The organism is Bacillus sp. 01N45, from assembly GCF_056399205.1.
Window position 1 is genome coordinate 66,761 of the sequence record NZ_JBFTQW010000007.1, and the last position, 13,285, is coordinate 80,045.

Annotated in this window: 17 protein-coding genes; 6 read left to right on the top strand and 11 right to left on the bottom strand. The window is 31.1% G+C overall.

What is annotated here, in order from left to right:
* Positions 1 to 2: 2 nt before the first annotated feature.
* On the bottom strand, positions 3 to 341 hold the full coding sequence (rsbV, locus tag AC1DMU_RS17520; protein WP_001999229.1) for an anti sigma b factor antagonist RsbV: 339 nt from the start codon (positions 339 to 341) through the stop codon (positions 3 to 5).
* A gap of 196 nt (positions 342 to 537) precedes the next feature.
* Between rsbV and AC1DMU_RS17525 the strand changes: the two genes are divergently transcribed.
* Positions 538 to 738, top strand: coding sequence for a methyltransferase (locus AC1DMU_RS17525; RefSeq protein WP_000390989.1), 201 nt, complete (start codon positions 538 to 540; stop codon positions 736 to 738).
* Between the two features lie 182 nt (positions 739 to 920).
* On the opposite strand, the gene AC1DMU_RS17530 is transcribed toward AC1DMU_RS17525, so the two are convergent.
* From AC1DMU_RS17530 to AC1DMU_RS17540, 3 genes are all read right to left on the bottom strand, one after another.
* Entirely contained in the window at positions 921 to 1,172 is a 252-nt protein-coding gene (locus AC1DMU_RS17530; protein ID WP_000522902.1) for a GlsB/YeaQ/YmgE family stress response membrane protein, read from the bottom strand.
* A gap of 75 nt (positions 1,173 to 1,247) precedes the next feature.
* Entirely contained in the window at positions 1,248 to 1,448 is a 201-nt protein-coding gene (locus AC1DMU_RS17535) for a CsbD family protein (RefSeq protein WP_001293468.1), read from the bottom strand.
* Between the two features lie 50 nt (positions 1,449 to 1,498).
* The gene (locus tag AC1DMU_RS17540) at positions 1,499 to 1,888 is read right to left on the bottom strand and encodes a YflT domain-containing protein (RefSeq protein WP_000448812.1); all 390 of its coding nucleotides are present in this window, start codon (positions 1,886 to 1,888) and stop codon (positions 1,499 to 1,501) included.
* A gap of 192 nt (positions 1,889 to 2,080) precedes the next feature.
* On the opposite strand from AC1DMU_RS17540, the gene AC1DMU_RS17545 reads away from it, so the two are divergent.
* Positions 2,081 to 2,536 carry a hypothetical protein gene (locus AC1DMU_RS17545; RefSeq protein ID WP_088062266.1) on the top strand — a complete coding sequence of 152 codons (456 nt, stop codon included), beginning with the start codon at positions 2,081 to 2,083 and terminating at the stop codon, positions 2,534 to 2,536.
* 86 nt (positions 2,537 to 2,622) lie between these two features.
* Here AC1DMU_RS17545 and AC1DMU_RS17550 read toward each other — a convergent pair whose 3' ends face one another.
* Positions 2,623 to 3,036: a hypothetical protein gene (locus tag AC1DMU_RS17550; protein ID WP_000120201.1), complete on the bottom strand. Its 414-nt coding sequence runs from the start codon at positions 3,034 to 3,036 to the stop codon at positions 2,623 to 2,625.
* 462 nt (positions 3,037 to 3,498) lie between these two features.
* Here AC1DMU_RS17550 and AC1DMU_RS17555 point away from each other — a divergent pair, with 462 nt between their 5' ends.
* Positions 3,499 to 3,606: a YjcZ family sporulation protein gene (locus AC1DMU_RS17555; RefSeq protein ID WP_000505670.1), complete on the top strand. Its 108-nt coding sequence runs from the start codon at positions 3,499 to 3,501 to the stop codon at positions 3,604 to 3,606.
* 199 nt (positions 3,607 to 3,805) lie between these two features.
* Here the strand turns inward: AC1DMU_RS17555 and AC1DMU_RS17560 are convergent, their stop codons facing one another.
* The 3 genes from AC1DMU_RS17560 to AC1DMU_RS17570 form a co-directional block, all read right to left on the bottom strand.
* Positions 3,806 to 4,714: an alpha/beta fold hydrolase gene (locus tag AC1DMU_RS17560; RefSeq protein WP_088062264.1), complete on the bottom strand. Its 909-nt coding sequence runs from the start codon at positions 4,712 to 4,714 to the stop codon at positions 3,806 to 3,808.
* A gap of 246 nt (positions 4,715 to 4,960) precedes the next feature.
* Entirely contained in the window at positions 4,961 to 5,560 is a 600-nt protein-coding gene (locus AC1DMU_RS17565; RefSeq protein WP_088062262.1) for a DUF6241 domain-containing protein, read from the bottom strand.
* Positions 5,561 to 5,708: 148 nt separating this feature from the next.
* Positions 5,709 to 7,445 (bottom strand): S-layer homology domain-containing protein, encoded by a 1,737-nt coding sequence (locus tag AC1DMU_RS17570; protein WP_088062260.1) that lies wholly within the window; start codon positions 7,443 to 7,445, stop codon positions 5,709 to 5,711.
* Between the two features lie 993 nt (positions 7,446 to 8,438).
* Between AC1DMU_RS17570 and AC1DMU_RS17575 the strand changes: the two genes are divergently transcribed.
* Both AC1DMU_RS17575 and AC1DMU_RS17580 read left to right on the top strand, forming a co-directional pair.
* A complete protein-coding gene (locus AC1DMU_RS17575; protein WP_137014997.1) occupies positions 8,439 to 8,654 on the top strand; it encodes a hypothetical protein in 216 nt (71 codons plus the stop codon).
* A gap of 468 nt (positions 8,655 to 9,122) precedes the next feature.
* The gene (locus tag AC1DMU_RS17580; RefSeq protein WP_088062256.1) at positions 9,123 to 10,016 is read left to right on the top strand and encodes a helix-turn-helix domain-containing protein; all 894 of its coding nucleotides are present in this window, start codon (positions 9,123 to 9,125) and stop codon (positions 10,014 to 10,016) included.
* Between the two features lie 157 nt (positions 10,017 to 10,173).
* Here AC1DMU_RS17580 and AC1DMU_RS17585 read toward each other — a convergent pair whose 3' ends face one another.
* Positions 10,174 to 10,455 (bottom strand): LCI fold-containing protein, encoded by a 282-nt coding sequence (locus tag AC1DMU_RS17585; RefSeq protein WP_000473837.1) that lies wholly within the window; start codon positions 10,453 to 10,455, stop codon positions 10,174 to 10,176.
* 402 nt (positions 10,456 to 10,857) lie between these two features.
* On the opposite strand from AC1DMU_RS17585, the gene AC1DMU_RS17590 reads away from it, so the two are divergent.
* Positions 10,858 to 10,968 carry a YjcZ family sporulation protein gene (locus AC1DMU_RS17590; RefSeq protein ID WP_000540371.1) on the top strand — a complete coding sequence of 37 codons (111 nt, stop codon included), beginning with the start codon at positions 10,858 to 10,860 and terminating at the stop codon, positions 10,966 to 10,968.
* 158 nt (positions 10,969 to 11,126) lie between these two features.
* Here the strand turns inward: AC1DMU_RS17590 and AC1DMU_RS17595 are convergent, their stop codons facing one another.
* Positions 11,127 to 12,251 carry an HD-GYP domain-containing protein gene (locus AC1DMU_RS17595; RefSeq protein ID WP_142291686.1) on the bottom strand — a complete coding sequence of 375 codons (1,125 nt, stop codon included), beginning with the start codon at positions 12,249 to 12,251 and terminating at the stop codon, positions 11,127 to 11,129.
* 341 nt (positions 12,252 to 12,592) lie between these two features.
* On the bottom strand, positions 12,593 to 12,922 hold the full coding sequence (locus AC1DMU_RS17600; RefSeq protein WP_000566288.1) for a hypothetical protein: 330 nt from the start codon (positions 12,920 to 12,922) through the stop codon (positions 12,593 to 12,595).
* Positions 12,923 to 13,285 lie beyond the last annotated feature (363 nt).

Sequence of the window (13,285 nt, forward strand, 5' to 3'; positions counted from 1 at the left end):
AGTCACCTTCTTTCTACTTTTTCAAAATCGGAATTCAAATTTAATATTTCTGTTAGTCCTGTAATATCGAATAATCTTTTTAGTCTTTTAGATACACCAATAAACTCTAGCTTTCCATCATTTTTCTTAATTGCTTTTAATAGAGCTATAAACACACCTAAACCTGTACTATCCATATACTCTACCTCAGTAAAATCTACTACAATATGAACCTCTTTTTCGCTTGCAATAGGCATAATCTTATTTTTCAAATCTGATGCCGTATATGCGTCAATTTCACCATTAAGTTGTACTGTATAACCTACATCATTTTGCAAAATATTTATTGCCAAATTCATCATTTCCGCCCCCTTATCTCAAACTCTTACTATTTAATTACCCATAAAAATTAATTTTAAACATATTTTTTTATTTTCATTATAAATAAATTTTCTACACCTTTCTCGGCTTAACACTTAAATCGTACTAATAAATGTTTAAAACTTATAATTTTGTGTATGTATAATGTATAAACATTATTTTTAGGGGGATCTATCTATGGAAGAGCACAACTTTAAAAAGGGAGATTTTGTTCAATTTTCTTATCGACACGATCATGCTACAAAATTAATTGGTTCCATTATTAACATACTAACGAATACAATTGTAGTGGATATCGGTAATAGCGAAGACTTATCTCATATAGAACCAAGGCAGGTCGTAAAAATAAATAATTGTGAAAAAGTAACGATGGTTTAATACATAATAGAAAGTGTAATTTTAATGAGTGGGGGTTCTTCATCCTCCACTCTTTCCTATGCAGATTACATAAAAAAAGCATCCAAATTAGTTTAATTGGATGCTTTTTTTATGTATTTTTACGAGCTTATTAACCTTATAGTCGCATATAACAAACTTAAGATTACTATTCATTATCATACTTACGCTTTCCGCAGCATTCTAGAAAAGAATGTAACGATTAAAATAAAGACGATTGCACCTAATAAAGCTGGAAGAATAAAGATGCCTCCCCATTCAGGACCCCAATGACCAAATAACGCACTACCTACCCAAGATCCGATTAATCCGGCAATCACGTTACCAACTATACCTAACGGAAAGTCTTTTCCTGTAATCATTCCAGCTAACGCACCAATAAGTCCACCTACAATACACGTAATAATAAGTCCCACAATTAAACCTCCTATATTCGTTTTATATTGGATTCATCAAGCTTTGGTATGTAACCAAAGCTTGATGAACATATATTATTCTTTATTATCCAATTCATCACTTATCTTTTGTTTCACTTTTCCGACTTTTTCTTTTATCGTTCCCTTCGTTTTTTCCCACTTCCCTTCATTTTTCAACTCTCTATCTTCTGTAACTTCACCAATTCCTTCTTTTACTTGTCCTTTTTTCTTTTCAACTTTACCTTTAACTTGTTCTTTTAGTCCGTTCTCACTCATATTTACAATCTCCTTTTCGTAATAGATTTATAGATTTACAGGATACAAATTTAAATAGAATACATGCATCTTCTTTCTTGTAACCATTCACCGACTCTTTCTAAATCCTTAACGAATAACAAGATTTTTCCTTCATCCAGCTTTTCTTCGTAGAAGTTCGCCTCTTCCTCATTAAGCCCTAACTCTTGCATCTTATTTCTTAACTGATCTCCCGTGTTTTGAAAGACGTTAATAATGCTTGTCCCAAGTCCCTCCTCCTTTATCCCAATTGTATTCACGTCTGCATTGTCTGCGATTCTATCTGTCCTCTCTTTCTCATGTGTTAATACGTAAATATCTTTTTGGTCTATCCCTTTCTTCACTAGATCATTCGCCGCATTCATGACCTCTTTCTCCGTAATAAATTCATATACAAAAGGTTTACTATACTTCGTTTCCATCTTTAACTTCCTCCTTTAAAATGAATTATTTGTTATATTATATGTAGTACACCCATTTTCGAAATGTTAAACATAAAATATGAAAAAAGTTATGTGAATTTTTTCTATCCTAAAACTAGTAGAGTAAATCCGCTTACAATAACTACCTAAATTAACAGAAAATTGTTATAATTAAACGTAAGGAGGGATACTATGAAAAAAACAACTTATTTATGTGCTCTAACCGCTCTATCTTTCACTTTAATAGGCTGTGCCAGTACCTCAGCTACAAACAAATCTCCACAAGCTAAACAAGAACAGAAACAAAATGCCTTTCAATTAAACTCCGCAAATATTACAGATATCGAAATACTTAGCACAAAAAATAACAACGTTTCAAAATCTCAAACAGATAACGAAGAAATGATACAATCTATCGTTTCAGCAGTTCAAAAAGGAACGCCTAAAACAATTACACTAGATCAAAAAAAGCGAGAATCTGCACATTCTACTATTACCGTTACATATAAAGATGACGCAAAAGAAGAGTTTCTTGTGTGGGTTGATAATAAGGAGCAAATTACGATTGCAAAAGATGAGAAAAAAGATAAAGTTGAAGGTGTGGTAGTGAACATTAAAGATGCGAAAATGATGAAGGATTTCTTTTAAAATTCTAATATAATTGATGTTAAAAAAGAGTAGGATTACATCCTACTCTTTTTTAATCTTGTCCAATAAATAAACTTTTATAAAATCTATTTAAGATCTAATTTTGCTAAATCATGTTGTAAAACATTATTTCCTTCTTGTGGGTTAAATACTATTGCACTAAGACCAAAAACATTCGTAACAACATCTCTATCTTTCGAACGAATGATTCTTACTTCATAAGCAAAAACTCCTGGAGGAAGAGCTGCTGAACGAAAAGTAACATATCGATTAGGTGCCAATGTTTGTGTTGAAGGGTCTACTAATGGTAACAATACCGGAGAACCCGATGACCAATCAAACATTTCAACAGTTACTGTATGAGTATCATCTGGATCAACATTCATAGCTTCCACAGTAAGAAACAACGTAGCGGAATGTCTACGTAATACACCCGTTGACAAAGTTTCATTGTGATGTTTATGACATTTTCCAGGAGGATGACCATAGCCATAACTCATATCAATTCCCCCCTTTCATTTACAATTAAGGACAAGTATTCCTTATAATATATAATGCTAGTATTATTTTAATGAAAGGTATAAAAGCGGATTTCTATCTGTATTTTTGGATATTTTATTTTTTATTTATTCCTTCTTAAAGAATAATATAGATTCTCCTATTTTGCCCTTGAACTCTTTCTAAGAATAAAGTGAAACTTTAATCAGTGGGGGTTTTCTTCATCCCCCACTGATTATTAGTTGAACCAATCGGACTTTAATGGGCAGCCCGACCCCCACCTAACTTCTTTGCTTTCGCTGAATTTTGAGGTGGGGGGCTTACTGCCCATTAAAGCGGGATAAATAAATCTATTTTGGAAAGGACCTGCTCCATTCATTTGTAAAAGCATAAAGTAAATTGAATCCGTTAAAACACATGAGTGAACTCTTAGTTTTCCTCTCCTATTAAAAGGAGGAACTATTATGGGCTTTGGTGGTAGTTGTGGCGGCTGTGGCTTCGCTGGAGGATTTGCTTTATTAGTTGTATTGTTTATTTTATTAATCATCGTTGGAGCTGCTTGCTTCTGCTAAAAAACTATCGGAAAGACACTCATGTGAGTGTCTTTTCTTCATATGTAAAAAAAGCCCGCCTATTTCCGTAGGCGGGCCTTATCTTTATTACACAATATCAAAGTATACTCTCTTTTTCCTTGATTTTTTATGTAATTATACATATTCATGAAAATAGAAGAAGTAAAATTGTCATTACAACATATTTCCCACTTTCAACTTATTTATCAGTAGAATGTTTCTCTATAAAATCAAGAATTCTAGCATTAACTTCGTTAGAGAACTCACCATTAATTGCGTGAGATGCATTTTTCCAGTTCACTATATCTATATCTTTAACGTATTTTTTTCCAGTTTCAACTGCTTTTACCGAATTGTGCATTGTACTTTTTTCAGCCATTAAGGCAAGCACTGGAACATTGATATTTTTTAAGTCTTCTTTACTAAATAAATCAGGCGCTGGTGTTTTCAATTTATAGTTACGCATGCCCGACTCGATTAACTTAGCGATCGGCTCATCATCATTTGTTTCTGCTCCTCCAGAAACATAGCTTAACATCTTTTCTCTTAAAAACTTAGGTACAATAGGAACGGAAGCTGGAATAGATGCCAGAATCATCTTTATGGATATTTGTGCAAATACAAAGACTGGGTCCAATAAACTAGCCGTCGCAATATGCTTAGGGTTATATCTGGCCAAATTCATTGCTGTCCAACCTCCAATAGAGACACCCACGATATGCACTTTTTTTAAACCTAATCCTTCAATTACTTCATTTAACCATTCTGCTTGTTGTTTTTGGTTTTCAATCACCTTCGTTTGCACGCTCATTCCAGGTTCACCAAGTAAATCGATTGTGTAAACAGGCCTTTTCTCCCTTAACCCTTCTAAATTTGGTACCCACATTGGAGTAGATGCACCACGTCCAGGAAGTAAGATTATCGGTTCCTTATGTTTATTTTCCTCTTTAGTAAAGTAATACGTACGAATTGTGCCATATGTAGTTTCTATATCTTTCATGTCATTAGGTGTTGGAAGAAGTGCCATTGATTCATCGTAGGCAATTCGAAAGTCTTCTTTTCCTTTTTCAGATATAAAGTGACCAACCTTATTATCATCTCTCTTCATTTTAATTCCTCCTTTCTACAAATATATGGATGAACTTTATTTATATATTCATGGGAATCATCCATTGAAAATGTATCTTCTTTAAGCCAAAACTGTCATTTAGAAAAAAGAGAAAGACACCCTAAGGTGCCTTTCTCTGACTTGAACCATCTTAATTTTAATAATATGTATTGGACTCCCAAGCAAATACCATATTGCAGGGTAAAAGCATTGTACTTCTTATTGGTATGCAATTCAGTTTTATTTCTATAACCCTCCATGTTTCCACTCTTTATTATGAACATCTAATCCTTCTTGACCAAAGAAATGGAGAATAAATTCTTTTTCATCACTATCAGTTTTTTTAGCTAGTTTAGCTCCCTCCATACTTTGCTTTTTTCCAGAACGTAAATAATGAATTTCACTATAGTCTTCAACTGCAGATTCGAAATCTCCACCGTACCATTTGTTCAAAATAGATTCATATCTTTTTCTTTCATCATTATTGATAACATTTAAGTTGTTTTTTAGGTACTGAATGTTTGCTTTCGTCATTTGAAATCGCCCTACATCACGGGTACCAGAAACACGAAGATTCTTCCCATTGAATGTGAGTTTTTGGAGAGACATATGTATCATCATGTCATTTATAGTTTGCTCGTTTTTAATTTCTCCAATCATCTGTGCCGCTTTAGATAATTGCTCTTCACTTACTACGTAACTATCTTTTTGTTGCTTTTGATTAGTTTGAACTTTTTCTTCTTGTTTAGGCTTTGCTTCAGTTGCAGTCTTCTCATTTGTGCTACAAGCAGCCATGCTCACAAGTAATGTACTGCATGCTAATGATGTAAGTAATTTTCGTTTCATATTGTATGCCTCCGGTATGTACTAGTTATTTCAGCAAAAATGTAAGATTTCTCACCTCATGGTAGCAAACAAGTCATTTATACATTGTCATATTTTGTCGGATAAAAATAAAAAAAGCATCTGAAACAGATGCTTTTTCTCATTCTCACTACATAAACGTAATCGTCACTAAAGAATATCCTTCTTTCGCATTATACGGCTCCGCTTTATAAGAAACACGGTTTGCTCCTTGCGGATAACCGATTTCTCCAATTACTTTTTTCACGTCTTGCAATGCGCCATCCATTGATTGTTTATAAAGGATTTCAATCTTTGGTGACTTTTCGTTATAACGTTTCTGCATTTTATTTTTGAATTCATTATAGTTATTTGCAATGTATTCATTTCCTAAATAATTTAACTTTGTATCTTTTAAAATTTGCTGATATGCAGGGTTTTTCGTACTACCTGCCGCAATTTTATTTGTTAATGTACTATAATAATTTGTTGTAGCTTGCGGATAGTCCCCGCGGTTCCACTCATGATTTCTTGCGATTTGCTCATCTGATAAGTTGAAATAAGAATATGTTACGCGGCCTTGTTCATCTGGTATTGGATCATCGAATGTTGTATCAAGATGATACCATTTGTTTTCGATTTTCACTAAATTCCAAGCATGGGGCTGACCGTCCCCAGTTCCTACTACAAAATGATTCTCAATACCTGCTTCTTTTAATAATTGATAGGTTAATAGTGCGTAACCTTGGCAAACTGCAGAACGATTTACGAGTGCTTCATATGCGGTGTAAGCTTTATAAGACGTATCGTAAGAAATATGCTTTACGACATAATCATGAATCGCCTTCACTTTTTCGTGATCATCCATTCCAACTTGCGTAATAGAAGAAACAATTGCCTTTGCTTGCTTCATTACATATTCCGTTTGTTCTTTCGTTTCACGATATGTAATCTTTAACGTAAACGTATAATTTCCAGGTGATCCAGAAATTCCATATGAAACATTCGATCTATTATAATTTGTATACTCATTTTTACTTGCGACTTCTTTATAGGCGTTGAAAAGTGTCTTCATTACTTCTTCCTGATTACCATTTTTCGTTTTATATGGAAGTGTAATATTCGTTTCGTACGCATTAATACGCTTTTGTACTTCATCTTTAAATGCTGCTAATAATGCCGCATCCCCTGTATCTTGCACCGCAACTTCAGGCTTTTTATATTTCAAAGTATTATATAAAAACTGTGCATACTGTTCACGTGTTACCGTTTTAGATGGCTCAAATTTCCCTTCGCCTGTACCAGAAGCAATCCCGTTTGATTGCACCGCACTAATGGCATTTTCACCCCAAAAACCGCTTGGAATATCGTTAAACGTATGCTTTTGTTTCGCAGAAAGATGGAAAGCGTTTGTAAGAATTTGTGCCATTTCTGCGCGGCTAACAGAATCTTTCGGTCTAAATCCACCGTTTGCATCACCTTTAAAAACCCCTAATTTCGTTAACGTTAAAACCTCTTCTGGGAACAATGTTGAACCTGAGCGAATATCTCGATACGGATTATTTAAAGTAGATCCATCTTTTAATACGTAACGAGCACCTTCATTACTGAACGTACCACCTTGCTTATTTGGTACTAACACACGATAAATTAAAGCTGCAACTTGTTCTCTCGTCGCAACATCACCGAAACCAAACTTTCCATTTCCATAACCGGAAATAATATTTTTACCCGCTAAATCTTTAATCGCCGGATACGACCAATGTGATGTAGGCACATCAGAAAAAATACCTGCCTCAGCAGCCTTCACATCACTGCCGTTTGTATACAATAAAGCACCACCAATAAGTGATAATGATGTAATTGATTTTAATAGTTTTGTGTACATAATTCCTTCTCCCAATACGTTCTCTATTTTATATTTTGTCGGAAAATCTAAAAATATGACAAAATACATTATACAATTAAAAGGTTTTGAGGGATATATTGAATTTTAAAATATGCAAAAATTCATATTAATATATTTTTCCGTGTTAATATTATGTTGTTTTATTTATGAATATGTATAGGTAGTAACTCGTTATAACTCCCCTCATGGTAATCTCTAATTTTATATTGAAATTCTTTAAAATAATTCTTCTTTATTTCTCAATATAAGGAGTCTTGGATTTTCATTAACACTCCTGCAATATTATTAACAAAGAGTAAGGTAAGAGTTACTCTTTGCCATTTTAGAAGAGGTTCTGTTGGAGACAACAGAACCTTTTTTCATATAGAGGTAGTTTTATTAAATTTTTCACCACTAACTATAAAAAAACATCTTATAATCATAATGTAACAAATTGATGCATTTAGGGTAGATCAACTGCCAGTTACACTAGAACTTATTCTTTTCATTCTTATAGTAATCAGTGCTGTTGGCTATTTAATAAAAGAATACCGACTATCATAATCTAATTTATAAAACATGAATTCCTTCGAATAAAACTCAATATTATGTCCATAATGTTGATAGGCTGTATGCCAACATTCATTTAGTTTTCTCTGTATCTCCTTGTATTGAGCAGTTAGCCATTGCTAGCTGCTCTTTTATATGTAACCTTATTAGACAAGTTTTCATATAATGTAGTCATTCCTTTCTTATAAAGTGAAACTTTAATCAGCCCTCACCAATCGGGCTGCCCGCAAATAGTGGGATAAATTAAACTCGTCACTTGAATTATAAAAAAGTGCTTTACTTTACTGAAAGGTGGTTGCGGAAACAACCGACTTTTTATTTATGGCAAAATGAGATTTCTATTAAGATTCATTACAAAGTATGTTATTACTGGTACAATATGGTATAATAAATACAGATCAAACATTGAAAGGAAATATGACAATGAAAAGATATTTTAACTTCATTTCACTTTTCTTAACTGTACTCGTAATAATTAATCTTACAAATATACATACAAAGTACCAATTCTTTATAGGTGCATCTATAGCATTATGTTTAACTATTATTTCTACAAATGAAATTATAAAATTCCTTGCTACTAGTAGCTTATTAGTTTACGCATTTGCCGCTTTTACTCTTTTAAGTATTGCTTGCTAACTTTCAATGTCGCTTTTATTAAAATAGCGTTTTTATGTAATTCTAATATTGAGGCACATACGACTTTTTTGTTTATGGGTTCTTACGTAATAGTAAGAACCCTTTTTTATTCCAATCACGATTTGTTCATTTTTTTGATACATTTATGGAACATTCATACGTTACGTGGGATAAATCCTTTTGACAGAATGAATAATGAGCTATATCTTTTTCTCAATGAATTTATGTATTTAACATGATAAAATAATAGTTGGATGGGAGTCCAATACATATTATTAAAATTAAGATGGTTCAAGTCGCAGGAAGGCACCTTTGGGTGTCTTTTTTGTACATATTAAAATCCTCACCACCTTATGAAAACGGTAAGCCATTTACAACAAACAATAATTGCAACTACATTATTTTTACATTACATTAAGGTTAGGGAATATTCTTTTACTAATAAAGTGCTAGATAGTAGGTGGAAAAATGGAATTTAACGATTTGGGTATTATCATTAAAGAACTTAGAATGAAAAAAAATATATCACAATCCGAATTATGTCATGGAATATGTTCACAAAGTCAAATTAGCAAGATCGAAAAAGGTATGATTTATCCATCTAGTATATTGTTATATCAGTTATCAGAAAGACTTGGTATTGATCCAAATAATATATTTGCACTAACTCAAAACAAAAGATTAAAATATGTAGAAAATGTAAAATATGTAATAAAAGACTGCTTAAAGCAAAAACAATATAAAGAACTTTATGAAATAGTAAAAAAAGAGAAAAACTTAAATAATTTTCAAACAAAAGAAGAGAAACAGTTTCTAATATGGCACGAAGCAATTGCTATATTTATGGTGGATAGATCAATAAAAACTGCTTTAGATCTTTTAAATAATGCATTAAAACTGACTTTAACTAATTCTGATTTTTTATCAGAAAGAGAAATAGATATTATGCAAACAATGGCTATATTTTATGCGGAAAATAAAAATTATGAAAAAGGTATTAATATATTAAGAAGATGTTTAACTAATTTTAATAAGTTAGATTTTCCTAGAGATAAAGAAATTAAGTTAAAAATCATTTTAAATTTAGCAAAATGTTTAGACTCCACATATCAACATGAAGAGGCAATAAAATACCTTGATAAGGGTATAAAATTAGCAATTAATCTAAATACTTTATACCTATTAGGTGAACTATTCTATTTAAAAGGTCAGTATTTATTAAAGATTAAACAACATAATGTAGAAGATGTTGTTTATAACTGGAAAAAAGCATTATTTATATTTGAACTAACAGAAAAAGAATATTATACAAAAATGCTACCAGATGAACTTATTGAAATACAAAATAAAAAACACTCATAATTTCGTAAAAGCTACTTACAAAAACCACAGGAAAAATCCCTGTATTTTTAAAATTAAAGTGGTTCAATTCGCAGGAAGGCACCTTTGGGTGTCTTTTTTTGTGGAGAATCAGTTTAAAAACTAAAAGAACCTCAATAAATGAGGTTCAAAAAATCTACTATTTTAAATTACCTTCGTAAAAAGCAACTCCATTTTGAACATGTTTTAAATACCACGTAATCGTCCCACCACAAACATTTTCATTAAAACTATTAGCATATACTCCATTTGAGTAATAAAGAGTTCTTTTGAATTTACCATTAGAATACTCATAAGGAATTGAGCATGTTGCTTGCTTCGGAGAGCTCACAGCTTTTTGCGTATCAGCTGAAGCTGCCCCAATTCCTCCTGTTAATGCAATACCAGTTGCCAATAACCCTACTACTAATTTCTTGAACATAATAAATCCCCCTTTAATAGTTTTTATAGCTTACAATTTAAATGTATCACTTCTGTAATTTATGTAAATATCTTGAATATGTAGAAATATTTATTTAATTTTTGGTAATATTAGGATTTTATTTTATCAAATGAAAAATAGAGGAGTTAGAAAATTATGTAACAATGCATAATAAATCAATCAGATATTATGATATACTCACAAAGAACTGATACAAAATTTCTTTAGATTGGAAAACTAAAGTCTTATCTACCTAACAGGAAGGCGCCTAATGGCGTCTTTTCTTTATTTTCAAAAGGACCTGCTCCATTCATTCTTTAAAACATAAAGTAAAGTGAACCCATTAAGATCCATGGAATGAACCCTAGTTTTACCCTCTTATCTAAAGGAGGCACTATTGTTATGGGATATGGTGGTAGTTGCGGCGAGGGCTGCGGTTTCGCTGGAGGATTTGCTTTATTAGTTGTATTATTTATTCTATTAATCATTATCGGATGCAGTTGTTTCTGCTAAAAAACTATTAGAAAAGGTACCTATACTATATATAGGTACCTTTTCTTTATGTGCCTTATTCATTATCTGGTTCCAAACTTTTATCACGATTGGATTTGTTTTTTTCATTTTTCGCATTGGTCATACCTCAAATATGAATCGATTTCAGACATGAGCTTTTAACTAAAAGAATTTGGGACCACTTTTTCCCACAAAGGAAATACCTTTTTGAAAACCTCTACTATAGAAGGATCAAATTGTGTACCAGATCCTTCTATAATACGTCTATAAGCTTCTTCAGGAGATAGAGCCGAACGATATGCTCTTGAAGAAGTCATTGCATCGAATGCATCTGCTATTGCAACAATTCTTGCGCATAATGGTATTTGATTTCCTTTTAGTTTTTGAGGATATCCCTTTCCATCCCATCTTTCATGATGAGAAAGAATTATGTCTTCACTACCTTTTATTAAAGATATATTTTTAAAAACTTCTAATCCTAATTGTGGGTGTTTCTTAATAATATTATATTCTTCTTCTGTAAGAGAAGATGCTTTCTTTAAAACTTCATCCGGAATGCCTATTTTCCCTATATCATGTAATAAACAAATAAAATGAAATTGTTTTAAAGAATTATCATCATATTCATTTGTTTCTTTAGCAAGAATAGTAGCATAATTGGCTACACGTTCACTATGCCCTTTAGTATATTGATCCTTTAATTCCATTATCCTCATTATCGATAAAGCTGTTTCTTTCATTTGTTTTTCATAGGATGCTTTAATTTTTTGTACTAAAAATTTTAATGAAAGAAATACAAAAAATGACGTAACAAAAATTGTTAGAAACAATAATATTAATGATATTGGATAGTTAATTTCAAAATAATAAATAGCAATTAAAAATCTACATATCATACAAATAGATACCGATAGAAGATAATGAATACTTAAAAATAAAGGTGCAGAAATTACTAAGAAGCACTCTAAATAAGGGATATGTAAAGAAGCACCTGGATTACGTATAAACATAAGATCGTATGCCAAAAGATAACTAATACTAACGCCAAGAAAAATATATTTTGTAAACATTTGTTTATTCATTTTTTGTAAACATTTACTATATAAAAAAAATGAAATGAAAATAAATAAAAATACGAGTTCAAATAAAAGCTTCTGTAGTGTAAAATCCTTTCTAAGAATAAAATGTTGATAAATATTATCAAACAAAAGAGTACTACAGGGAATAAATAGAAACATGTTTATCGGTTCTTTCGTTTCAATATTTTTAATCCCTTTAATCATTTTACACACCGCCAAACCTTTTTAATAAAAAAATAAGTTCATATAGATATTATTAATAATATCCAAGAATAGATAATAGTACAAAAAATACCCTTTCTCATAACCTATAAATGGGGTACCGCCATGATAGGAATGTATAAAAAGATAAATAGGGTTATAGAAAAAGAAAAAGGCGAATTCCTTTTGAAAGTAGGAATTCGCCTTTTTCTTGCTACCGATAATAAGATGTTATGTAAACCTAACTGTATAGAATATACAGTTAGGTTTACATTTGAAAATGAACAATAAAAAACAGTAGTGTATAAAATCACTACTGTTTTTTATTGTTTCTTATAAGTGAATTATTTGTATTCCTGTTTATATAATTTAAACGAATAAATAGCTCCAATAAAGAATACAAAAGCTTCAAATAATATAAAGATTTGACGGAAATTCTCAATATCTTTACCAACTAAAGAAATAAATATAGCATTCATTAGAATTTGAATAGTAAACATACGAGAAGTAATTTTTAAATAAATAGCATTTGTTCTTTCATATGGTTTACCAATTTTTTTGTAAATAATAATAAGTGCAATTACTGAACCCAAAAATAGAAGTGCTGTAAGTCCTACAACGATATTGAAATTGCCTGTACTTTCTAACATCCATTTATTTAATAGATCAATCATTATTATCTTCCTTTCCTACATACGAGAATATTTCGTTCTTCTTTTTCACTATAATAAAAAAAGAAAAAGGAAAACATCGAACTTTCTTACAAACATTCGTGTATTCTTACAATTTTGTCATTTTGTAAATGTATTCATCGCCTTGCCTTTCACTATTTTCTTTGGAAAACATAGTGAATTACAAATTTCAAACTTCTTTTAACTAAAATAATAAAAAAGTATATAGGATTATATTAATATTCAAAAAAACTATAACGAACAATCTAAAGTTTCTTATTCAAATACTTTAGACTCTCTTATCTCGGGGCATCATTCATGGCCTATCGACTTAATATTTGGAAGTATATACAAATACCCTAAACA

Bases quoted from the DNA above. Each gene is read 5' to 3' on its own strand.
- rsbV (WP_001999229.1), bottom strand. From the start codon at position 341: ATGATGAATTTGGCAATAAATATTTTGCAAAATGATGTAGGTTATACA.
- AC1DMU_RS17525 (WP_000390989.1), top strand. From the start codon at position 538: ATGGAAGAGCACAACTTTAAAAAGGGAGATTTTGTTCAATTTTCTTAT.
- AC1DMU_RS17535 (WP_001293468.1), bottom strand. From the start codon at position 1,448: ATGAGTGAGAACGGACTAAAAGAACAAGTTAAAGGTAAAGTTGAAAAG.
- AC1DMU_RS17540 (WP_000448812.1), bottom strand. From the start codon at position 1,888: ATGGAAACGAAGTATAGTAAACCTTTTGTATATGAATTTATTACGGAG.
- AC1DMU_RS17545 (WP_088062266.1), top strand. From the start codon at position 2,081: ATGAAAAAAACAACTTATTTATGTGCTCTAACCGCTCTATCTTTCACT.
- AC1DMU_RS17550 (WP_000120201.1), bottom strand. From the start codon at position 3,036: ATGAGTTATGGCTATGGTCATCCTCCTGGAAAATGTCATAAACATCAC.
- AC1DMU_RS17555 (WP_000505670.1), top strand. From the start codon at position 3,499: ATGGGCTTTGGTGGTAGTTGTGGCGGCTGTGGCTTCGCTGGAGGATTT.
- AC1DMU_RS17560 (WP_088062264.1), bottom strand. From the start codon at position 4,714: ATGAAGAGAGATGATAATAAGGTTGGTCACTTTATATCTGAAAAAGGA.
- AC1DMU_RS17565 (WP_088062262.1), bottom strand. From the start codon at position 5,560: ATGAAACGAAAATTACTTACATCATTAGCATGCAGTACATTACTTGTG.
- AC1DMU_RS17570 (WP_088062260.1), bottom strand. From the start codon at position 7,445: ATGTACACAAAACTATTAAAATCAATTACATCATTATCACTTATTGGT.
- AC1DMU_RS17575 (WP_137014997.1), top strand. From the start codon at position 8,439: ATGAAAAGATATTTTAACTTCATTTCACTTTTCTTAACTGTACTCGTA.
- AC1DMU_RS17580 (WP_088062256.1), top strand. From the start codon at position 9,123: ATGGAATTTAACGATTTGGGTATTATCATTAAAGAACTTAGAATGAAA.
- AC1DMU_RS17585 (WP_000473837.1), bottom strand. From the start codon at position 10,455: ATGTTCAAGAAATTAGTAGTAGGGTTATTGGCAACTGGTATTGCATTA.
- AC1DMU_RS17590 (WP_000540371.1), top strand. From the start codon at position 10,858: ATGGGATATGGTGGTAGTTGCGGCGAGGGCTGCGGTTTCGCTGGAGGA.
- AC1DMU_RS17595 (WP_142291686.1), bottom strand. From the start codon at position 12,251: ATGATTAAAGGGATTAAAAATATTGAAACGAAAGAACCGATAAACATG.
- AC1DMU_RS17600 (WP_000566288.1), bottom strand. From the start codon at position 12,922: ATGATTGATCTATTAAATAAATGGATGTTAGAAAGTACAGGCAATTTC.